The organism is Natronospirillum sp., assembly GCF_022565775.1.
Lineage (GTDB): Bacteria > Pseudomonadota > Gammaproteobacteria > Pseudomonadales > Natronospirillaceae > Natronospirillum.
The window spans coordinates 1-21,152 of the sequence record NZ_JAIUMC010000025.1 but is presented as its reverse complement, the minus strand read 5'-3'; the positions used below and the strand labels follow the sequence as shown (position 1 = coordinate 21,152).

Here is a 21,152-nt window from a genome sequence, read left to right as displayed (position 1 = left end):
CGACTATGTGGCGCGGCATCAAACAAGGGATAGTTTATGACCATCAAGATTGCAGCGTCAGTCGGCGGCGTCCTGATATTGGCGCTTGCAGTTACAGAGCTGTTCCCTGTCTATCAGGTGGCCAGGCATTCACAACAGGCCCTTCTTGACTGTGGTGAGGGCGGCGTAAAACGGGTGAACACCACTGGTTTTGAGTGCGCTCCGACAGAACAGTGATTGCTGGATAATTTCATATGAGGCTCGATTTTCTCAAGGCCACCTGGTGGAGCCAAAAACGGTCCAAGGTCTTGCGCCAGTCACGTATGCTACCGCACAGACGCCTTTTGCAGACGCCGGCAATCTACAGGTCCGTCCATCATACACAGCAAAAGGCGTTGATATGAAAAACGTAACCAAGCTTCTCTTGTGCCTGACCGTTGCCGCCCCCGCTGCAACCGCGGCGGCCAGTGACCACTTTTCTCCCAGAACCGGACCTTCCGCAGGTGATCGTGAGTTTTCCATTTCCGGTACAGGCAGCAACGATGCAAACTTCGACAATGGTACTTTTGGCGTTGTAGCGGAACACGGCTGGTATCTGCAGCCACATCTGGTATGGGGTATCCGCCAGAGCATCAACTACGCCAGTATCAAGGGAGAGAACCTGCGCAACGACTATTGGAACGGCTCGACACGTGCCTACATCGACTACCAGTTCGGCAGTGACAGAGCACGTCCCTTCGTTGGCGGTAGTCTGGGTCTTATCTACGGCGATGGAAACAACAACAGCGCGTTTTCTGGCCTTGAAGGCGGCATGAAGTACTATGCACTCCCCAGTACCTACCTGCTGAGTCGTGTCGAGTACCAGTGGTTCTTTTCTGGCATAGATGAGGCCACGTCATCCTTCAGTGACGGCGCTTTTGCCTATACGCTGGGTATTGGCTACAACTACTGATAGCAACAGTGTTTCAACGCACCTGTTACTCGCTTCGATAATCCAGTAGACATTATTGGCCAAAAACAGTCGTTCGATTACGGCCTTCCCGCTTGGCCTGATACAGGGCCTGATCTGCGAGTGAGAGCAATTCATCGCATCCCGGCGACAGGCCACTGTTGCCGGATGCGATACCAATACTGATGGTTATGGATGGCTCGTCTGACGCGAGAGATCGCACTCGATCATGAAGGCGTGACGCCACGTTTTCGGCCTCTTCAACAGGTGTATCGGTGAGCATAATGACAAACTCCTCGCCGCCATAACGAAAGGCGAGATCGCCGTTGCGGCTTTCAAGACGTAGGATGGACCCGAGCTTCTCCAATATCCGGTCACCGACGACATGGCCAAATTGATCGTTCACCTCTTTGAAGTAGTCGATATCAATAAACAGCAATGACAAGGGTGCCCCGGACGCTCGGGCGTCGAACAAAGCACCTTCGATTCTCGGTTCCAGCTCGCCACGTGAAAGTAGCCCGGTCAGCGCATCTGTGCTGGCTATAGTACTCATTTCGTCGGCGCGAGCCTGGTAGGATCGGCGTGCATTGACGAGTTCCTGAAACAACTGGTCCCGGAGCGTCGCCGGAAACAGACTCCAATATATGACGTTGCCAACCGAGCAGTGCCGGGCGTTGACGATAACGGGCACTGCGACGCCGTTGGCGTTGTGCAGCGACATCTGCAACTCTTCTATGCGGCCATCCCGGGTTAACAGGGGTACCACATAACTTTCGAAAAATATTCTTGAGCCTTTGGTGAGTAGGGTGCTGATGTTCGAACCCGGCAGATCAGACCTGCTCAGCTCGAATTTTTTGCACAGGTACTCGTTGAACGAGAGTATGGTTCGTTCGGTATTGGTGACAACGCATCCGCAGGGAAACAGGTCCACTGCATAGCCGACACTGCTGGGTTGCTCCTTATTCATGCGAGCCTCTCTGGTCAAAATCAGTCATCCTGATCTGGGCAGGCCCATGAACTCGCGGATTTCCGCGGCTACGGCCTCCGGGTCGGTCATGTGAAGACAATGCCCCTTACTTGCCAGGACACGCAGCACGCTCGCGGGCATGTGTTGGTGCATGTATTCCCCTACTTCAACACTGGCCAGTGTGTCCGACTGGCTCTGCAGCAACAGCGAAGGATGGCGGCTCAGAGCAAGCTCTCCCCGCAGGTCCGAGTAGAAGGTAGCCTGCGCGAAGTTTCGGGCTATCACCGGGTCGGTGGAGCAGAAACTCTCGGTCAGCTCCCGAATAAAATCCTCATTGCCCGACTGTCCGATGACCAACGGGGCCAGATATTCGGCCCAGCCGATGAAATTCTTGTCCAGCAGATCGAAAAGCTCCGCAATATCCTGATGCTCAAAGCCGCCGTGATACTCCGGCGGGTCATTGAGAAAGCAGGGCGACGGGCACACCATGACCAGGGAAGAAAACCTTTCCGGTCGTTCAATACTGGCCAGCAGACCAATCATGGCGCTGACTGAATGACCGACAATGGTGACATCATTCAGATTCAGCCCGGCGCATATCTGGTTGATGTCCTCAGCATATCCGGCCAGCGTTGAATACCGCTTGTCGTCATAAGCCTCCAGACTGGAGCCGCCCCACCCGACATAGTCGAAGAGCACCAGTTGAAAGTCCGGCTCCAGCAGGGGCACAAGAAACCGCCACATGTTCTGGTCGCAGCCAAAACCATGCGCCAGCAGTAGCGTTTTTTCACCGCTGCCGCAGCGGCGAATGTTGTTCCGTTCAATCAGCGTCCTATCAGCCGACATGTCAGGTCAGGGCCCCGAGTGCATACAGGCGGTAAGTATAGTCGACTCACGCAGAGCGCACAGGCAGAAAGCTGTGCAATCACACTGCCTCGTGCTCTCTGGTTTTCCATACGGTCTTGCTGGCTTTCTCAGCCAGGCTATTGTCGAGGCGCGAAAACCCGAACAGTGCCGCCAGCGGCAGCGGACGATGTTCGATATTGGCCCTCAGCATCCCCGCTCCGAGCATGCTGAAAAGGATGCCGTTCCCGCCATAAGCCATGGCGAACTGCACTCTGGGACCATACTGCGGATGTGCACCCAGAAAGGGCAGGCCATCTGCAGTCTCAGCAAAGGTGCCGCTCCAGGAGTAGGCAGGGCGCACCCGCAAGTCCGGAAAGCGTTCTTTTACCTTGGTACACAGGTGTTTGACCTTGCCTTCAAGAATCCGGTCACGGCGGCCAGGCGACTCTGTATTGTCATCGTCCCCAGCGACCAGCAATCTGCCATCACCGGTGGTGCGCATGTACAAATAGGGGCGGGCAGACTCCCAGACCATGGTCGAGGCCAGCAGGCCCAGCGTTGCTCTCTCTATCGGATCGGAGATAAACGCGTAGCTGCTGCGGCTTTTTGCAACAGACTGTCGCAGCCACGTCTGGGCGTCGTACCCGGCCGCCATGACCAGATGGCGGGCGCGAATCTTGGTACCTTCCGGTGTGCGGATTGTTACGTCTTGTTCGCTGGTTTCTATGGAGTCAATCACGGTGCGATCAAACACCAGGCCACCGCGCTCCTTCAGTCGCATCAGCAGCCTTGATGTCAGCCGATAGGGGTCCACACGAGCCGCGAGTCGAGTCAAAATAGCACCGGGTGCCTTGATCCCGAAGTGCTCCAGAAGTTGCCCAGAGTCGAGCCACTGCGCATCCAGATCGTGTTTGAACCTCAGTGCCTGCTCCTCACGCAGCGCAGTCTTGTCACCTTCCTTGCTGACGCAGTGGAGACTTTCCTGCATATCGAAATCCACGTCACCCAGGCCAGTGATCAGATCATGCAGATCAGTAAAGGCTTCGGTGCAGGCCTCGCAGACGAGAGCGGCATGAGCTTCACCATAGCGCCTGGCAAGATCAACCATGTTGATATCCATGTCGTACTGTAACAACCCGGTGCAGGCTGCCGAACTGCCCCAGGCAACATCCCGTTGCTCAACTACCGCCACGTCGTAGTCGTTGTTGGCTAGCTCGTCTGCGATCAAGGCGCCGGTAATTCCACCACCCATCACTACCACATCACACGTGATATCAGCCTCGAGTTGCGGGAAGGTGCACATCAGCCCGTTCTTGATGGCCCAGTAGGGGTTGCCGCTTTTGAGATCCATGGTTCCTTCCTTTTTGTTTTTGGCAGGCAGAAACTCAGCGTCCGCCGCGCCGCCGGCGGATCGGAGATAGTCCTTTACGGCGGTGACTGAGCGTAGTCGTGGCCATATCCCAAAGCTTTGTTGCCGTTGTGCCTGATTTTTTTCGTCGGTTTGTGAGTGTTTTGGGCCTGTCTGTTGTGTCTGTAACCGTCTTGCGATGCGTCATCAAATGCTTCCTTTCATGGTCTCTTAAAGCGTTGCCTTGTGGCCCGCCATGTCTTTGGCCAGGGCTTCGAGGTCAAGGTCCGATGCCTCCACCTTGGGAAACATGTCTTTCTCTTCTTCTTCAACATGGTGCTGAATCAGTTCACTCAATACCTTGACCTTGGAATCGAATAATTCTTCGTTGCCTTTCATGGACTTGATCTGCTTGATCATGTTCCTTGCGGCGCCATGTTCGACGATGCCCTCTTTTACTGCGCCCTCCGCGCCCGGTACCTTGTCTCTGATCGCCGGATAGAAAACATCCTCCTCGATGGCCATGTGCTTCAACAGCTCATTGCCTATGTGGTCAGCGAGAGACTTCCTTTTTTTCAGGGTGTCTGCTTGCGACAGCTTTTCATATTCCGCGAACGCGGTTTCGATATCGCGGTGGTCTTTGGTCAGCAAGGATAGTGCGTCGGTGCCTTCCCGGGCATCAGTCACTAGTGTCATGGTCGTCTCCTCGTCCTTGGATATTGGCGCAGGCGTTTGGAACAGGGTGTTCATTGCGCCTTGTGCCGGTGTCTATGTGGGTGCCCCTGAAGACCGTCAAAGAATGATGGCCAGTAAAATATTGATCGGAAGGGGTACGCCGAGCAGCACCCGCCAGAGTGGCACCCCAGGAGGCGCCTGAATGGTTGCTGGGGGCAGAGGCTTGCATAAGCGGTCTCATATCAAACGGAAATGAAAGTACCTCCGAACTCTATTTTTATTCAGCCAGTTCTTCCGTTCGCTATCCAACATAACGCAGCTCTCGATGGGTTCGAGTTACTGCCTCCGTTACAGGTCCTTCAGGCGCTATCTGGACCCAATTCCAGACCTCTTGCGACGGTATTCGAGAATGAAAAGAATGATCCTCGGATCTGCCAGCATCCACTGGGTATAGTCTGGTTCAAGTCGTCAGGTGCCGTGAAAATATCGCCTGACACCAATAACAACCTTCTTCTTGCTCGAAAACGTCATCAGGTTCTGCTTTCCTGTATTTGTGGGCAGACTTGTCCCGCAGCGATGAAGTAATCTTGGGCCCGCAGGTCGGTCCGCGTTTGGGTAGTTCTCTAAGGAACCCGAGTCCTCCTCGGGTCTTTCAGTTGTTTTGAGTGAGGTCAGGATGAAGCCTTTGTCGAGTACCGGGTTTGCACTGTTCGGTGCGGCGCTTGTGGCAATCAGTTACGGGCTGGCGCGCTTTGCGTTCGGTCTGTTCGTGCCGCCGATCCGTGCTGATCTTGATCTGTCGGCCTATGTGATCGGTATTATCGGTGCGTTGCCGTTGATCAGTTTCATTCTGGCGACGCTGGTTGCGCCCTTGTCAGCCGACCGTCTGGGCGCGCGCAATACCGCGGTCATGTCCGGCATATTCGGTGTGCTTGGTCTCGCACTCATCAGCCAGGCTCAGAACGAGTGGATGCTCGGGGCAGGCGTGTTTGCCTGTGGTATCTGTACCGGTCTGATGATGCCTGCCCTGACCGCCGCCATGCAGGTGCTGGTCAACCGGGCAGTGCACGGGCGTGTAAGCTCGGTCATGAATGCCGGCACCAGCATCGGTATCATTGTTTCGGTTCCGGCGGTGTTGTTCCTGACTGACGCTTGGCGCATCTCCTATCTCGGCTTTGCGGTGATTGCCGGCGCAGGCATCGTGGCGGCCTGGTATTTCATACCCTCGGTATCGCGGATTGTGCCGTCCAATGCGGCACCCCCGCCGCCCATTACATTGCTGCAGTGGTCACGACTGTTGCGGCTGTCGGTATTTGCGTTTGCGATGGGTTTTGTTTCTGCCCCCTACTGGATTTTTGCTCCCGATCTGGCCGTCACCCTAGGTGGTCTCTCGCCGGATCAGACCGGTTGGCTGTGGCTCGCTGTGGGCATTGCCGGTATGGGCGGTGCGGTGGTCAGTGACTTGGCGGATCGCAACAACCCGCCCATCACGCATGCCCTGATGTTGATGATGATGGCAGCGAGTTTGGCGTTGCTGGCCGCCAGCCCCGGGCAGGTTTTCCTTGCCTCGTTTTCCGCCTTGGTCTTTGGTCTCGCCTACATGAGCCTGTCGGGGCTGTACCTGTTGACCGGTATTCGCCTGCTGCCGGGTCGACTGTCGATGGGGCCGGTGCTGCCGTTTCTGGCCCTGGCGCTGGGACAGGCCGTGGGCTCGCCGGTGATTGGTTTGCTGGTCGACCGCTTCGGCTATGCCGACGCCTTTGCCATGATGTGCGCCATGGGTGTTGTCGGGGCGCTTCTGTCACCGCTGTATCCGCGCTACATTGACCAAGAGCTCGAGGATGATTACGTGCAGCATGCTGAGGATACCGGCCTGCAGGCGGCCTACGATCACCAGCTGCTGGATGAAGACGGCGAGCCACTTGAGCCCATTGCAGACGAGCCCGAGTTGTCGTGATCTGCCCGGAAGAGATGAGAGACTGCGCTGACGCTCAGCCTCTCATCCAGCCATTGAACCGGCCGACCCATTCCAGCAGCTTCTCGGGTTTGCGGGCCTTCTTCCATTCTCCGGCCGCGAACTTGTTGGCTTCGCTAAGGGTGGGGTAGGTGTGGATGGTGCCGAGTATCTTGTTCATGCCAATGCCGTGCTTCATCGCACTGACATATTCGGTGAGCAGATCCCCGGCATGGGTGCCGACGATGGTGGCCCCGATCACCTTGTCCTTGCCGGGCATGGTCAGTACCTTGACCCAGCCCCGGGCGTCGCCGTCGGCGATGGCGCGGTCCAGGTCGCCGATGCCGTAACGGGTGACTTCATACTCGATTCCCTGAGCCTTCGCTTCGGCTTCGCTCAGACCCACTCGGGCCACTTCCGGATCGGTAAAGGTAGCCCAGGGAATCACTTTGTAGTCGACGCGGAACTTCTTGAACTTGCCGAACAGAGCATTGACCGCTGCAAACCAGGCCATATGCGCCGCCGTGTGGGTGAACTGGTAGGGCCCCGCCACATCGCCCACGGCAAAGATATTGGGATAGTTGGTGCGCAGGTAGGCGTCCACCGCCACGGTGCCCCGGTCGCTGATCTCCACACCCAGCTCTTCCAGGCCGAAGCCGGTGACATTGGCCTTGCGTCCGACGGCGACCAGAATCCGGTCGAACGGAATGCGTTTCTCACTGCCGTTGTGCTGGCAGATGAGCTCTGGTTGACCGTCAGTGATAACCACTTCCGTGGCCTGATGGCCGGTCAGCACATCGACACCTTCCTGAGAGAATACGTCGCTCACATGGGTGGACACGTCCTTGTCTTCCCGCGGCATGATGCGGTCACCCATTTCCACCTGGGTGACATGGCTGCCCAGTCGGGCAAAGGCCTGCGTCAGTTCACAGCCAATCGGGCCGCCGCCCAGCACCACCAATCGCCCGGGCTGTTCCTTCAGTTCCCAGAGGTTGTCCGAGGTCAGGTAGTCGACCTGATCCAGTCCCTTGATGGGCGGCACAAAGGGCCGAGCACCCGTGGCGATGATGATGTTTTTGGTGGTCAGGGTCTGGCCATTGACCTCTACTTCCCAGGGTGAGCGGATAAACGCCTCGCCCTTGATGACATTGACTCCGAGTCCCGTGTAGCGCTCTACCGAATCATGGGGTTCGATGGTCTTGATGGCCTGATGCACATGGTTCATGACCGCACCAAAGTCCACCTCCGGCTCCACGGACTTGAGACCAAAGCGATCAGCATGTCGCATCTCCTTGGCCGTTTTGGCGGCTCTGATCAGCGCCTTGCTGGGTACACAGCCGGTGTTCAGGCAGTCACCACCCATGGCGTGTTTTTCGATCAGGGTGACGTTGGCTTTGACCGTGGCTGCGATGTAAGCACTCACCAGCCCACCGGAGCCGGCACCGATCACGATCAGGTTGTTGTCGAACTGTTTCGGCTTCTCGAAGCGCTTGTAAACCTTGCGAGCCTGCATGAAATCCACCGTTTTCTTGGCAATAAGCGGGAAGATGCCCAGCAGTGCGAATGACAGCAGCAACTGGGGTGAGCCAATGTCACTGACCCGTTCGATGGCTGCGATCTGCGTGCCGGCGTTCACATAGACTGCCGTGCCGGCCAGCATGCCCACCTGACTGACCCAGTAGAAGGTCCAGGTTTTCATGCGGGTCAGACCCATCAGCAGGTTGATGACGAAGAAGGGGAACAGCGGCACCAGGCGCAGGGTGAACAGATAAAACGGCCCGTCCTTGTTGACGCCTGCATTGATGGCATCGAACTGTTTGCGGAATTTCGTCTCAATGCTGTCGCGCAGAATGAACCGGCTGACCAGGAAGGCCAGTGTGGCACCGATGGAACTGGCAAAAGACACAATCAGCAGCCCCAGCGGCAGGCCGAAGATGGCACCGCCGGCCAGCGTCATGATGGTGGCGCCGGGCAGGGACAGGGCCGCTACCGTGACATAGAACACGAAATAGACACTGATGGTCAGCGCCTGATTGTCCAGGTAAAAAGCGTTGAAACTGGTTTGCTGGGCCTTGAGATAGTCCAGATTCAGAAAGCGCCCGACATCAAACAGGAAATAGGCAGCGATCAGGGCGACAATGACCCCAAGCAACAACAGGCGGGTTTTCATCTGAACTCCTCAAGCCAATCGAGTGGTGCCGGGCAAAGTCGCCCGGCGGATACGGTGAGCTTGGAAATCAGATGCAACAGAAAGTTCCGGCCACTTCTGCCTGATGTACCAGCCTCCTCTCAGACGCCGTACTGATCTCTATAGGCTTTCACGCTCTCCAGATGCGGGCTCAGTGCTTCGTCTTCTGCCATGAAGTCGATAAGATCCTGCAGGGTGATAATGGCGACAACAGGCACCTTGTGCGTGTCTTCAATCTCCTGAATGGCAGACCGATCTCCCTGCCCGCGCTCCTGCCGGTCGAGTGCCACACAGACGCCACAAAGGCTCGCTTTCGGGTGCTCGGCCAGAATATCCATCACTTCCCGGATTGCTGTACCGGCAGTAATGACATCATCAATGATCAGGGTGCGACCTTCCAGTGCTGCACCGACGAGATTGCCACCCTCACCGTGATCCTTCTTTTCCTTACGGTTGAATACATAGGGCAGATCGACCCCATGCTTGCGATACAGGGCTATACTGGTGGCACTGGCCAGCGGGATACCCTTGTAGGCGGGTCCGAACAGCAGGTCCGGATTGATCTCGGAGCGCATCAGTGCATCGGCATAGCAGTCGCCGAGCTGCGCCAGATCGGCGCCCGTTCTGAACAGGCCCGCGTTGAAGAAATAGGGGCTGATGCGGCCGGATTTGAGCGTGAATTCACCAAACCGGAGTACACCGCGTTGAAGTGCCAGTTCGATAAAGGCGCGCTGATAATCGTGCATAAAGAGAGGCCTGTCGATTGAAAACCGGAAATTGCGCCGCATTATAGCGGGCATAACGTCAAATTTCCGCCCTGGCGCTGTGACAATTGTGCTGGCGCACCTTACAATACAGGAATCGGGCCGCTGGGACGGATGTCAGAGGCTTGAGCCCGGTCGGGCGAGACATCAGGAATATCTATAACAGGCGTGGTCCACGCGTCTTTAGGAAGGTTATGAAAATCGTCAGTATCAACTTGAACGGCCTTATCAATGCAGCGGACAGAGGTTTCCTGCAGTGGTTGGAGCATTCGGATGTTGATGTTGTCTGTGTGCAAGATCTGCGCATCAAGGAAAAAGATATTCCCGAAAGCCTGCTGGAAGTACCCGGCTACTTTGGTTTCTTCTTCGATGCTGATGACCCCGAGCAGGGCGGCGTAGGCATCTATTCCCGTGACATGCCGAAGGCGGTGATCCGCGGCTTGGGTGTACCCCAGGTCGATATGGAAGGCCGCTTCATGCAGGCCGATTTCGACCGCTTCAGCGTCTGCTCCGTGCTCTTCCCGCGCGCTGACGATGAAGAGGAGCAGGAAGCCAAGTTCGACTTCATGGACGTGTTCGGCAATCACCTCAAGAAGACCCGGCGCAAGCGTCGCGAGTTCATTTTTGCCGGCACCTTCCATATTGCGCATCGCACCATTGATCTCGGAAATTGGCAGGATTACCAGCGAACGTCGGGCTTCCTGCCGGAAGAGCGTGCATGGATGGATCAGGTACTGGGCCCGATGGGCTATGTTGATGCCTTCCGCCTGGTCAACCGGGGCGACCGCCAGCATACCTGGTGGCCGTATGATGAAGCACAGCGAAATGGTCTGCGTGTCGACTATCAGTTGCTGTCTCCCAATCTGGCCGACTACGTCTTTGATGCCCGCATCCTGACCGAGCCGAGAATTTCCACGCACTGCATTCTCGAAGTCGACTACGATTTTGATTGAAAAACGGCAGACACACTTTCAGAATAGCGCACCCTGACACCCCACAAGAATGGAGGCTGCGTCATGGACAAGCTGCGTCTGCACGGCTTCAACAACCTGACCAAGTCACTCAGCTTCAATATCTACGACATCAGTTACGCCAAGACGGAGCAGCATCGTCAGGAATATATTGCGTATATCGACGAGCTTTACAACGCGGATCGACTGACTGATATCCTGACCCAGGTCACCGAAATCATCGGTGCCAATGTGCTCAATATCGCCCGGCAGGATTATGAGCCGGAGGGTGCCAGTGTCACCATCCTGATCGCCGAGCACCCGATCGACCCGAGTGCCGATGAGTTGTCCAATGCGCCCGGCCCCCTGCCCGAGTCCGTCGTCGGCCACCTGGACAAAAGCCACATCACGGTGCACACCTATCCGGAGAGCCACCCGGACAATGGTATCAGTACCTTTCGTGCCGACATCGACGTATCGACCTGTGGTGTGATTTCACCGCTGAAAGCGCTGAACTTCCTGATTCACTCGTTCGATTCGGATGTGGTGATCATGGACTATCGGGTGCGCGGCTTTACGCGCACCGAAGACGGCCAGAAGATCTACATCGATCACGAGATCAACTCGATCCAGAACTACATTGATGAAGTCACCAAGGACCAGTACGAACTGATCGACGTGAACGTCTATCAGGAGCATATCTTTCACACCAAGATGATGCTGAAGCAGATGGAACTGGAACACTACCTGTTTGGCGCCGGCACAGACGAATTCAGTGCCTCGGATCTGGAAGACATCCGCTATCGGCTGAGCAAGGAAATGCAAGAGCTGTTCTACTCGCGCAACATGATGCCCAGTCAGCCGGTTTCCAGGAAGCAGACTCGCTCGTAAACCGACTCAGTCTACCGTCTTCATGATTTCACCCACGATGTCGTGCATGGTGATCAGGCCCGACATGTCGTTGTTGTTGCACACCAGCACGCGCTTGACCTGGTAATCGATCATCATCCGGGCCACATACTTTACATCCAGGTCTTCCGCGACCGTCAGCAGCGGCTTGGTGTAGACATCATAGACATTGATCAGATCGATATCGCCACTCTCCGCAGCCACCGTCTTGACGATGGTCGAATAGGTAACCATGCCATAGGCATCATTGGGGTGGCGTTTGTTGACCACCAGGCACTTGATCTTGTGCTCTTTCATCAGGCGGATGGCGTCACGCAGTGTGGCCCTGCAGTCAACGGTGATTACGTTGCGGACCATGAGATCTTTGGCGAGCATGATATTGTCCTGTTCAGAGTTCGTCTTTGATCTGTTCTTCGAATTGGGCAACCTGCGACAAGTCTATACCCCCAATATGGTCGATGGCACTGGTGAACACCACCCCTTTGGTACTGCCGTCGCGCGTCAGCAGCGCCTGCAGAGCTTTCAGCACACGCAGTGACAGACGCCGCTCCAGCACGGCGAGCAACACCGACTGGCTGCCTTCGTAGGTCAGACCGAAAAAGGATTTGCGCTCTTCGGTACCAATGCCCCGCCCGGAGAGCAGGGTAAGCCCACAGGCGCCCTCGGAACGCGCTGCGTCGATGGCCTCCTGTTCCAGGTCATCGGGCACTATGGCCACCAAGGCAGAAAATTTCATGATGATGTACTCCTGAGTCTGGCCATGGCCTCCATGATGATGGCGTAGGTCATGACGGTTACGATAGGGAAAATGGACGCAAACGCAATCAGGCCGAAGCCGTCAATCAATACGCTGCGTCCGTCGATCTGGGAAGCCAGGCCAATACCCAGCGCCGTGACCAGCGGAACGGTGACCTCGGAGGTCGTGACGCCCCCCAGGTCAAAAGCCAGTGCGACGATGTACTTGGGTGACAGTATCAGCAACACGATCACCAGCAGATAGCCGCCGATAATATAGTAATGAATCGAATCACCGGAAATGATCCGGTGTACACCGATGGTAATGCCGATAGCCACACCCAGCGCTACAATCAGCCGGATCACCGACCCCTTGAGCTTGCCGGGTGCGGCCTGCTCGGCCTGCTGACCCACCGCAATCAGTGCCGGCTCCGCCATGGTCGTGGCAAAGCCGATACAGAACGCGAACAGATAGACAAACAGCCAGTTGTCACGCTGAATCAACTGTTCGGCCATGCTTTCCCCGATCGGGAAAAGACCCATCTTGAGACCGACCACGAACGCGTAGAGTCCGAATATCACCATACCGAAGCCGACCGCCAGCTTGCGCGGATTGTTCAGCTTCTTTTTCAGTATCAGATACTGAAAAAACAGAATGACCACCAGGATGGGCAGCACATCGCGGATCATCGAAGCCAGGTCGAGCAGCATCTGCAGTAGCGGGTGCGGGGCCTCCATTCCATTGGCAGCTGTCGTTACCGCCTCGGTGTCGCCGAAAGAATAGACCACAATCCCGTAGAGTTGCACACTGATCATGGGCACCATTACTGCCAGGGCAACCAGCCCGAAACCGTCCATCAGCGGGTTGCGCCCGCGAATCGAGCTGGCCAGGCCGATGCCGATGGCAGCAATCAGCGGCACCGTCACAATGTTGGTGGTGACGCCGCCCGAGTCATAGGCCAGCCCGACGATTTCTTCCGGGGCAAACCAGGTGACGCTGACCACGATCACATAGCCGGCGATCAGGTACCAGTGAATGGGGTGTCCGAGGATGATGCGCAATACACCCAGTGCCATGACCAGCCCTACCGAGAGGGCGACCACCAGCCGCAGGGTCAGGGCATTGACGCGACCGTCGCTGATGACTGCCGCCTGATCCGCCACAGCAATCAATGCCGGTTCGGCAATTACTGCGGAAAAGCCCATGGCAAAACCAAAGCTCATCAGAACCGGAACCGAGCCCTGGCGGGCAAACTGATTGGCCAGGCTCTTGCCGATCGGAAAAACACCCAGCTCAAGGCCTTGCAGAAACAGAGCAACACCGACAGCGACGATGAGCAAGCCGATGCTCATGCTCAGCAGGTTGTCAGGCACCTGTTGCAGAATGAAAGCCTGAAAGACGGCCACGACCACGATGATCGGCAGCAGGTTTCGCCCTGCATGCAGGAAGGCGTGCCAGAGTTCACGCAGTGTGGCCAAAAGTGCGTCCTTTCAGGATGATCGGATTTGCCCCATTATGGGATTTGCAGCGGTGACTGCAAGAGCGTAGCACTGAGATCGTGGCGCAGTGAATCAACCGGCCCCTTCACTGACACGCCGTTTTCCTCAATATCGATGTCACGCGGTGGCACCTGAGACTCATCGGCCAAATGGTAGACCAGACGCACAATGCGGGGTTTGCGCTGCGCATTGTGGCGCATCACCATACCCAGATAGCCGTTGTCCAACCGCACCGGTGCACCGAGCGGGAACAACCCCTGCGCCATGATGATTCGTTTGACCAGCGTATTGTCGAACTGTTCCGGCATGCTCAGCGCCCGCTTGTAGGCCACTGCCGGGTTGTAGTACACATCGCTGCGATACAGGTGGGCGGCTGTATCAATGGCGTCCAGGCAGGCGATCAATTTGCCCATCGGGTGCATCTGCTGTTCTTTCAGGCCCTCTGGCAGGCCGCTGCCATCGAGCCGCTCCCAGCTCTGGGCGACCAGCATGGCGGTGTCTTTCGGCACCGCGTCATTGGCCTTCAGGGCATGACAGATTTCGTTGATATGTTTTTTCAGGACAGTGCGTTTGTCCTGGCTCACCTCGACGCCGGTTTCCTTCTCGCCATCGGGCAGCAGTGCCCGGGGCACGTCGTGGCAAAGGCCGGCAAAGATCAGGTCTCGCAGGGCATCCTGGTCCAGTTGCCTGTTCATCTGACTCGCCTGATCGGCGAACAGAATGGCCAGACTGACCGGGTGTTCGAAGATGAAGTCCGTCGTATTGCGGATATGGGTATGGACCAGCAGCGCTTCGCGGTCCTGATACAGAGCCAATGCCAGTTGGGTGGCGGCACCGCGCAGCTCTTCTGCCGGAATATCCTGCTTCAGACGGGCGCTGCCAATCAGTGACTTGACGGCTGCCACGCTCGACAGCACGGTGCGACGGATGTCGACTCTCTCCGGATCGGTATGGCGGCGCGCGCGTCGGGCATCGCGGGCCTTGCGGCTTTCCTCGGCGCGTGTCGCCGACTGGGTGGGCGGTGGCTTACCGTCCAGCGCGGCAATATCTTCATCAACTTCCGGGGGCAGAAACAGAGGTGGTATGCCCTCGGGATTACCACCATGCTTGGTGAAGTTGATGAAGTCGCGCTGCAGGTCAGTGACCACGCGAGAGATTTCCCGCTCTTTGTGGGTATCCAACTGCGCAAACTGACAGCCGCATTTGGTGAAGCCGCCGTTTTCGTCAAAGCCGACAAAACGCAGCTCCGCCTTCAATACCAGGGAAGTCCCGTTGGGAAAGTAGAACTTGAGAGGAATCGCCTTGTCGTGCGGCTTGAGTACATCAACATAGTCGCCGATGATTTGAACCTGGCAGCCCTCAGCCGACAAGTCGCGCAGCAGGCCGTTGACTACCTGACGGTTGATGTCCAGCATCCGCGCGGGGATCTCCAGCGACCGGCGCACCTGAGCGCGATAAGACGCGCGGCGCTGCAGATAGTGGACCTCGGCCGGAAAGTCGATACGGTAGGACAGGTTGCCGTCTTCCTTGAGCGTCTTGACCTTCAGGTCTTTGGCGCGTAGCCGGCAGCCGTCATAGTAGGTCTCGATCGTGAGCGAGCGGCCGCCTTCCTGCATGATGCGGTTGTCGGCCTTGGGCAGTACTTCATCGAGCAGGATATAGCGCAGCTTGGGGTCGATCCCCAGAATATAGGACGTCATCGCCCGCTGCATGCCGGGAAAGCGCAGCGTCACAGGCGACAGCTTCTCCTTGACCCGGGAAAAGAGACGATTGATCTCGCTGGGCGTCTGGATGAACTCGCCTTCCGCGTCGGCTTTCTGTTCAACAGGACGTTGCTCCACCGTATTACCTCATGCGTTGACAGGCGCAGGATGAATGAATGCCGCCGGCGTGGCCGGCCCCGTACCGACTGTAGCGGCAGCACGGGTGCAAACTGTAAGGGAGCCGCTCCGGATCAATCTGACGTTTGCCCGGCCTTTTCCAGCAGCTTGCGCCTGATATCCATCAATACCCGACCATAGTGATTGTGGCCGCGATGATCCCTGCCGCGGCCCCAGAAATAGTCATATTGTGACATTTCATGGATCGACTGGTCACCTGTGGCCAGCAATGCTTCGGAGAAGTCGGGGTAGGTATGGCTTTGGGTGTAGAGGGCCCGGGTCATGACCACGGTGCGTACCTGCTTCCAGTCGGCGCGCGGTCTTTTCAGCCAGCCCCGGCCCAGTTTGCGGGCAGTGGCGACGTCCGGTGCGTCCAGAATGGCCTGGAAGCGGGGTCGGTCGGGATACTTCATGGCCTGGTAGTAATGCTCAGCGGTAGGCCACTCATACCCATCCAGTTCGAAAGGGCGCAAGGCGGCGCAGCCCAGCGGATCGTCCGGGTCGAGGCGCCAGACCTGGACAATGTCTTCTTCTTCGTCTGTGCGGTCAAACAGCGGCATGGGCAAATACTTCGGCTCAATACGGGTGCAGCAGAGTATAGCCGCTGCCCGTCAACAGGACACTAGTCGCTGGAAAAGAAGTCCAGATCTTCCAGGTTTCCGGTCACGGCGGTGGCGACATTGCCCAAGTGGGAAGCCACCCGCTTGTAATGCCGCGCCAGCAGCGAATAGGCCACCGCTTCATGAAACTGTACTGGCTCTTCTTCGTTCAGCAGCGACACCACAATCTTGTCGCACTGATGACACACATCGAGCACCTTGTGAATGACGGCCCTGGCGCGGTCTTCGTCAGAATCCTTGGTGGCCTTGCTGAGCTCCCCGAACATGTCGTAGATCTCGTCCGAGGTCTTGTCCAGTGGCTCCTGATAACGCGCCACATTGAACCCCTCGGTATAGAAGGTGCCGACTTCGAATACATTCTTGCAGTAGTCACCGATGCGCTCGGCATCCTTGGCCACACTCATCAGTGCCAGGCAGATGGCAACATCATGACCCGGATTGATGGTCAGATGGCGCATGACCTTGCGCCGGATCGAGCGCTCAAGGTCATTAATGGCCCGGTCGCGGTCGTAGAGCGGCTGTTTCACCTCTTCCACGGGCACGGTGCTGAAGATTACAGCATTGGCCTGCTCGAACATCCAGGCTCCATGCTCGAGCATCTGTGTCAGGTCCTCGAACGCGCGATCCAGCGTGTTCTCGGAAGTCAGAGCGCTATAGAGTTGTCGAAACATTTGGCGAACCTCAATTTGGGTCTGAGTTCATTACAGACGAATCAGCATTTCAGTAATGGTAATGCCCAGCAGCGGAATAACAACGAATACACCCAGCAGGAAGCCGAAAGCATAGGCTGCCTTGCGGCTTGCCAGCTTGCCGTACCATGAGGCGAGACGCATGGGTATCTTGCGCAGTGGCCACCAGATGGCGGTGCCGGTCAGATTGAAGATGACGTGGAACAACGCCACCGTCATGGCTGCGGCAATGGGGTTGGCCGTAGCGGCCAGAATACTGGTGACTGTGGTGCCCAGGTTGGCGCCCATCATGAAGGGCAGCACCCGACGGATACGCACCACCCCAGCACCCGCCAGCGGCACCATCAGGCTGCTGGTGATGGTGCTCGACTGCACCAGGACGGTAGATACGACGCCGATCACATAAGAGCGTCGGTCTGTCTTGAAAAAATAGGTCTTGAACAGCCCATCCATATGCCGCAGCAGGGCGCCGCGCAGGTTCTTCACCATCATGACCAGGGAGATGAACATCAGCAGCAGTCCCAGCCCGGCCACCAGCAGACCGGCCGCTGCTGTGGTCGGCATCAGCCAGGCCCCCAGGTTGTCAAAACCGTAGACAAGAGGCCGGGTGATGACCTTGATCGGGCTGTCCGGGCGAGCGACTTCTTCCAGACCGATCACGCTGGCCAGGCCAGCGGCCAGTTGCGTGAAGATACCGCGGCCGGACTCGCTGAGAGCGGCGGTCAGGAGCTCGATCGGGAAGACGATGAAAACGGTGAGGATGTTGAACAGGTCGTGCAGCAGGGCGGCGGTGAAGGATCGTCGGAAGTTGCGCTTGATGCGGATATTCGCCAGCGCCACGATCACCCCGGTGACCGCCGTGCCGATATTGGCGCCCATGATGGCAAAGACCGCTGTGCCCAGCGTCATTTCGCCGGTTGCCACCAGGGTGACGATCAGGGCCGATGTGAACGACGAACTCTGCACGACCATGGTAACAAAGACGCCCGCCATCAGGGCGATGAAGGGGTTTTGCCCATAGGCGAACATGCGTTGGAGGAAGTCGCTTTCGCCACCAAAGGTACCCAGGCCAGAGCCCAGGACATTCAAGGCTGTCAGAAACAGATACAGACAAAGCCCGGCATAGATGCCGCGCATCCAGGCAGGTGCTTCCTTGGGTCTCTGACGAGACAGCGCGAATCTGCGCGGTTGAGCTTTTGAGGGTTCAGCAGACATCTGTTTCCAGCCCTTTTGCGTGGGAAGCCCTGAAAAAAGTTGCAGTATGATGACACTATTGTGACAACGCGGCCACCCTAGCGTTTGAATGTGACAGTTATGTTACAGCCCTGTCATAAAAGAGAAGTTTTCGCACAGAAGAGGGGCTGAAGGAGCTCCTGTCAGAGCCCCAGACGATCGCACAGCAGCAGGTTGGGCTCGGCCTGATTCATCGAGTAGAAGTGCAGGCCGGGCGCACCATTGGCGAGCAGTTCTTCACACAGGCGGGAGATGACATCCAGGCCGAAAGCCTTGATGCTGTCGCTGTCATCGCCATACGATTCCAATTGCTTGCGCATCCAGCGGGGTATTTCCGCACCACAGGCATCGCTGAAACGAGCCAGTTTGGTGTAGTTGGTGATGGGCATGATGCCGGGCACGATCGGAATATTGCAGCCCAGCGCCCGAACCCGCCCCACAAAGTGGAAGTAGGCGTCCGGATTGAAGAAGTACTGGGTAATGGCAGAGTCGGCACCTTGCTCGGCTTTGTGCACGAAATTGCGCACATCGGCATCGAAACTGGGCGCCTGAGGGTGCATCTCCGGATAAGCTGCCACTTCCAGATGAAAGGCATCACCATAGTGATGGCGAATGAAGGCAACCAGATCGCTGGCAAAGCGGAAGTCACCGCCGGTGGAGCCACCCATGCCCGAGGGCAGATCACCACGCAAGGCGACGATTCGGTTGATGCCCTGAGCCTTGTAGCGGTCCAGAAGAGCGTGCAATGTGTCTTCGGTCGACCCGATGCAGCTCAGGTGCGGTGCCGTGGGGATACCCTTGGCATGCAGGTCCAGCACCGTATTGATGGTGCGCTCCTGGGTGGAGCCACCGGCACCATAAGTGACGGAGAAGAACTCGGGGTTCCGCTCACTCAGGGCGCTATGGACCTGGTGCAGCTTCGCCAGTCCTTCTTCCGTTTTGGGCGGGAAGAACTCGAAGCTGATGGGGATGTTCGGGTTCACGTTGATTGATTCCTTGCGCTCAGTGGCAGATTTTCAGGGTCGAAAGTCGACCCTGTGCGCCAACTAGTACTTGTAATCTTCCGGCTTGAACGGACCTTCGACCGGGACGTTGATGTATTGGGCCTGCTCGGGCGTCAACCGGGTGATCACGCCGCCAAAGCCACGCACCATTTCTGCGGCGACTTCCTCGTCCAGCTTCTTGGGCAGAATCTTCACATAAAGATTGTCTGCCTTCTGCTCGGCCGGGAGATCGGCAAACTTCTGCTCGAACAGGTACATCTGTGCCAGCACCTGATTGGCAAAGGAGCCATCCATGATGCGGCTCGGGTGACCCGTCGCATTGCCCAGATTCACCAAGCGGCCCTCGGCCAGCAGAATCAGGAAGTCGTTCTTGTCATCGCTGCGGTAGATCTTGTGCACCTGCGGCTTGATCTCTTCCCAGCGCCAGTTGTCGCGCATGAATTTGGTGTCGATCTCGTTGTCGAAGTGCCCGATGTTGCACACCACCGCAGTGGACTTCAGTGCAGCCAGCATGTGCCGGTCACACACATTGGTGTTGCCGGTGGAGGTCACCAGAAGGTCGGTGTTGGCGAGCAGTTCGCGATTGATGCTTTCAGCGGTGCCGTCGTTGACGCCATTGCGATAGGCCGAGACCACTTCGAACCCATCCATGCAGGCCTGCATGGCACAGATCGGGTCGACCTCGGTGATCTTGACGATCATGCCTTCCTGACGCAGAGAGGCGGCCGAGCCCTTGCCGACATCGCCATAGCCGATGACCAGAGCCTTCTTGCCTGCCAGCAGGTGGTCGGTACCGCGCTTGATGGCGTCATTGAGCGAATGACGGCAGCCATACTTGTTGTCGTTCTTCGACTTGGTCACGGCATCGTTGACGTTGATGGCCGGCACCTTCAGTTCACCCTTGTTCATCATGTCGAGCAGGCGGTGTACACCCGTGGTGGTCTCTTCAGAGATGCCGTGAATGTTGTTCAGCAACTCCGGAAACCGGTTGTGGACCATGTCGGTCAGGTCACCGCCGTCATCCAGAATCAGGTTGGCATCCCAGACACCCTGGCTGCCCTTGTGATCGCGAATGGTCTGCTCAATGCACCATTCGGCCTCTTCTTCGGTTTCGTTCTTCCAGGCAAATACCGGGATGCCAGCGGCGGCAATGGCCGCAGCAGCATGGTCCTGCGTCGAGAAGATGTTGCAGGACGACCAGCGCACTTCAGCGCCCAGGTCGACCAGGGTCTCGATCAGCACGGCGGTCTGAATGGTCATGTGAATACAGCCCATGATGCGCGCGCCTTTCAGCGGCTGCTCGGCACGGTATTTTTCACGCAGGGCCATCAGGGCCGGCATTTCGGTTTCGGCGATGTCGATTTCCGCCCGGCCGTAATCGGCCAGGGAAATGTCGGCAACCTTGTAGTCGTCAAACTGGTTGATCTGTGCTGCTGTGGTCATGGTGTTCTACCTTCCAAGTATTCGTGAATATGTCGGGGTCGCATTTGTAGGCTGTGGCCCTTGGCCACGCATCGCGCACGGGGCCGAGGCGTCGGACCGGCGCTCCTACGGTGTTGTGCCCTTGTTGTAGGCGCCGGCCTTGGCCGCGCTCGGGCCGTCAGGCCCCAGTCAATCCTTACAATCCCGCCGCGGCGCGCAGCGCCTCGGCCTTGTCTGTTTTTTCCCAGGTAAACTCGGGCAGCTCGCGCCCGAAGTGGCCGTAGGCTGCCGTCTTCCGGTAGATCGGCCGGCGCAGACCCAGCATGGCAATGATGCCGCCGGGGCGCAGGTCGAAATGGTCCCTGACCAGCGTGGCGATGGTGTCTTCGCTCACCTTGTGCGTACCAAAGGTGTTGATCGAAATGGACGTCGGCTCGGCCACACCAATGGCATAGGAGATCTGGATCTCGCACTTGTCGGCCAGTCCGGCGGCCACGATATTCTTGGCCACATAACGCCCGGCATAGGCCGCAGAGCGGT

The 21,152-nt window shown here is 57.3% G+C and carries 21 protein-coding genes; 5 read left to right on the top strand and 16 right to left on the bottom strand.

The window, feature by feature from the left end; all coding sequences use genetic code 11:
* Positions 1–36 precede the first annotated feature (36 nt).
* Together LAT62_RS07060 and LAT62_RS07055 are read left to right on the top strand one after the other, a co-directional pair.
* A complete protein-coding gene (locus LAT62_RS07060; RefSeq protein WP_293381093.1) occupies positions 37–216 on the top strand; it encodes a hypothetical protein in 180 nt (59 codons plus the stop codon).
* A 163-nt stretch (positions 217–379) separates the two neighbouring features.
* The gene (locus LAT62_RS07055) at positions 380–931 is read left to right on the top strand and encodes an outer membrane beta-barrel protein (protein ID WP_293381090.1); all 552 of its coding nucleotides are present in this window, start codon (positions 380–382) and stop codon (positions 929–931) included.
* A gap of 52 nt (positions 932–983) precedes the next feature.
* Here the strand turns inward: LAT62_RS07055 and LAT62_RS07050 are convergent, their stop codons facing one another.
* The 4 genes from LAT62_RS07050 to LAT62_RS07035 all read right to left on the bottom strand — a co-directional run bounded on the left by LAT62_RS07050 (position 984) and on the right by LAT62_RS07035 (position 4,785).
* Positions 984–1,895, bottom strand: a complete 912-nt coding sequence (locus LAT62_RS07050) for a sensor domain-containing diguanylate cyclase (RefSeq protein ID WP_293381087.1) — start codon at positions 1,893–1,895, stop codon at positions 984–986.
* A 24-nt stretch (positions 1,896–1,919) separates the two neighbouring features.
* Positions 1,920–2,741: an alpha/beta hydrolase gene (locus tag LAT62_RS07045; protein WP_293381084.1), complete on the bottom strand. Its 822-nt coding sequence runs from the start codon at positions 2,739–2,741 to the stop codon at positions 1,920–1,922.
* 79 nt (positions 2,742–2,820) lie between these two features.
* Complete coding sequence (locus tag LAT62_RS07040; protein ID WP_293381081.1) at positions 2,821–4,092, bottom strand: FAD-binding oxidoreductase; 1,272 nt, start codon at positions 4,090–4,092, stop codon at positions 2,821–2,823.
* Positions 4,093–4,320: 228 nt separating this feature from the next.
* Positions 4,321–4,785: a hemerythrin domain-containing protein gene (locus tag LAT62_RS07035; RefSeq protein ID WP_293381078.1), complete on the bottom strand. Its 465-nt coding sequence runs from the start codon at positions 4,783–4,785 to the stop codon at positions 4,321–4,323.
* Positions 4,786–5,440: 655 nt separating this feature from the next.
* Between LAT62_RS07035 and LAT62_RS07030 the strand changes: the two genes are divergently transcribed.
* Entirely contained in the window at positions 5,441–6,721 is a 1,281-nt protein-coding gene (locus LAT62_RS07030) for an MFS transporter (RefSeq protein WP_293381075.1), read from the top strand.
* A 34-nt stretch (positions 6,722–6,755) separates the two neighbouring features.
* Here LAT62_RS07030 and lpdA read toward each other — a convergent pair whose 3' ends face one another.
* Complete coding sequence (lpdA, locus tag LAT62_RS07025) at positions 6,756–8,888, bottom strand: dihydrolipoyl dehydrogenase (protein WP_293381072.1); 2,133 nt, start codon at positions 8,886–8,888, stop codon at positions 6,756–6,758.
* 119 nt (positions 8,889–9,007) lie between these two features.
* Positions 9,008–9,652 carry an orotate phosphoribosyltransferase gene (gene pyrE, locus LAT62_RS07020; protein WP_293381069.1) on the bottom strand — a complete coding sequence of 215 codons (645 nt, stop codon included), beginning with the start codon at positions 9,650–9,652 and terminating at the stop codon, positions 9,008–9,010.
* A 212-nt stretch (positions 9,653–9,864) separates the two neighbouring features.
* Here pyrE and LAT62_RS07015 point away from each other — a divergent pair, with 212 nt between their 5' ends.
* Together LAT62_RS07015 and speD are read left to right on the top strand one after the other, a co-directional pair.
* Positions 9,865–10,623, top strand: a complete 759-nt coding sequence (locus tag LAT62_RS07015) for an exodeoxyribonuclease III (RefSeq protein WP_293381066.1) — start codon at positions 9,865–9,867, stop codon at positions 10,621–10,623.
* 63 nt (positions 10,624–10,686) lie between these two features.
* Complete coding sequence (speD, locus tag LAT62_RS07010; protein WP_293381063.1) at positions 10,687–11,511, top strand: adenosylmethionine decarboxylase; 825 nt, start codon at positions 10,687–10,689, stop codon at positions 11,509–11,511.
* A 6-nt stretch (positions 11,512–11,517) separates the two neighbouring features.
* Here speD and LAT62_RS07005 read toward each other — a convergent pair whose 3' ends face one another.
* The 10 genes from LAT62_RS07005 to LAT62_RS06955 all read right to left on the bottom strand — a co-directional run.
* A complete protein-coding gene (locus LAT62_RS07005) occupies positions 11,518–11,904 on the bottom strand; it encodes a CBS domain-containing protein (protein ID WP_293381060.1) in 387 nt (128 codons plus the stop codon).
* A 13-nt stretch (positions 11,905–11,917) separates the two neighbouring features.
* Positions 11,918–12,265 carry a transcriptional regulator gene (locus LAT62_RS07000; RefSeq protein ID WP_293381057.1) on the bottom strand — a complete coding sequence of 116 codons (348 nt, stop codon included), beginning with the start codon at positions 12,263–12,265 and terminating at the stop codon, positions 11,918–11,920.
* A complete protein-coding gene (locus LAT62_RS16360; protein WP_367120539.1) occupies positions 12,262–13,743 on the bottom strand; it encodes a DUF1538 domain-containing protein in 1,482 nt (493 codons plus the stop codon). Before LAT62_RS16360 ends, LAT62_RS07000 begins: the two co-directional genes overlap by 4 nt.
* Positions 13,744–13,778: 35 nt before the next feature.
* On the bottom strand, positions 13,779–15,605 hold the full coding sequence (locus LAT62_RS06985; protein ID WP_293381054.1) for a flagellar brake protein: 1,827 nt from the start codon (positions 15,603–15,605) through the stop codon (positions 13,779–13,781).
* A gap of 113 nt (positions 15,606–15,718) precedes the next feature.
* On the bottom strand, positions 15,719–16,204 hold the full coding sequence (locus LAT62_RS06980; protein ID WP_293381052.1) for an NADAR family protein: 486 nt from the start codon (positions 16,202–16,204) through the stop codon (positions 15,719–15,721).
* Positions 16,205–16,266: 62 nt separating this feature from the next.
* The gene (locus LAT62_RS06975) at positions 16,267–16,935 is read right to left on the bottom strand and encodes a phosphate uptake regulator PhoU (RefSeq protein ID WP_293381050.1); all 669 of its coding nucleotides are present in this window, start codon (positions 16,933–16,935) and stop codon (positions 16,267–16,269) included.
* A gap of 30 nt (positions 16,936–16,965) precedes the next feature.
* A complete protein-coding gene (locus LAT62_RS06970; RefSeq protein ID WP_293381048.1) occupies positions 16,966–18,090 on the bottom strand; it encodes a Na/Pi symporter in 1,125 nt (374 codons plus the stop codon).
* Positions 18,091–18,329: 239 nt separating this feature from the next.
* On the bottom strand, positions 18,330–19,175 hold the full coding sequence (gene metF / locus LAT62_RS06965) for a methylenetetrahydrofolate reductase [NAD(P)H] (protein WP_293381135.1): 846 nt from the start codon (positions 19,173–19,175) through the stop codon (positions 18,330–18,332).
* Positions 19,176–19,232: 57 nt separating this feature from the next.
* A complete protein-coding gene (gene ahcY, locus LAT62_RS06960) occupies positions 19,233–20,633 on the bottom strand; it encodes an adenosylhomocysteinase (protein ID WP_293381045.1) in 1,401 nt (466 codons plus the stop codon).
* A 175-nt stretch (positions 20,634–20,808) separates the two neighbouring features.
* Positions 20,809–21,152, bottom strand: a 344-nt coding sequence (locus LAT62_RS06955; RefSeq protein ID WP_293381042.1) for a methionine adenosyltransferase domain-containing protein, incomplete at its 5' end; no start/stop codon positions are given.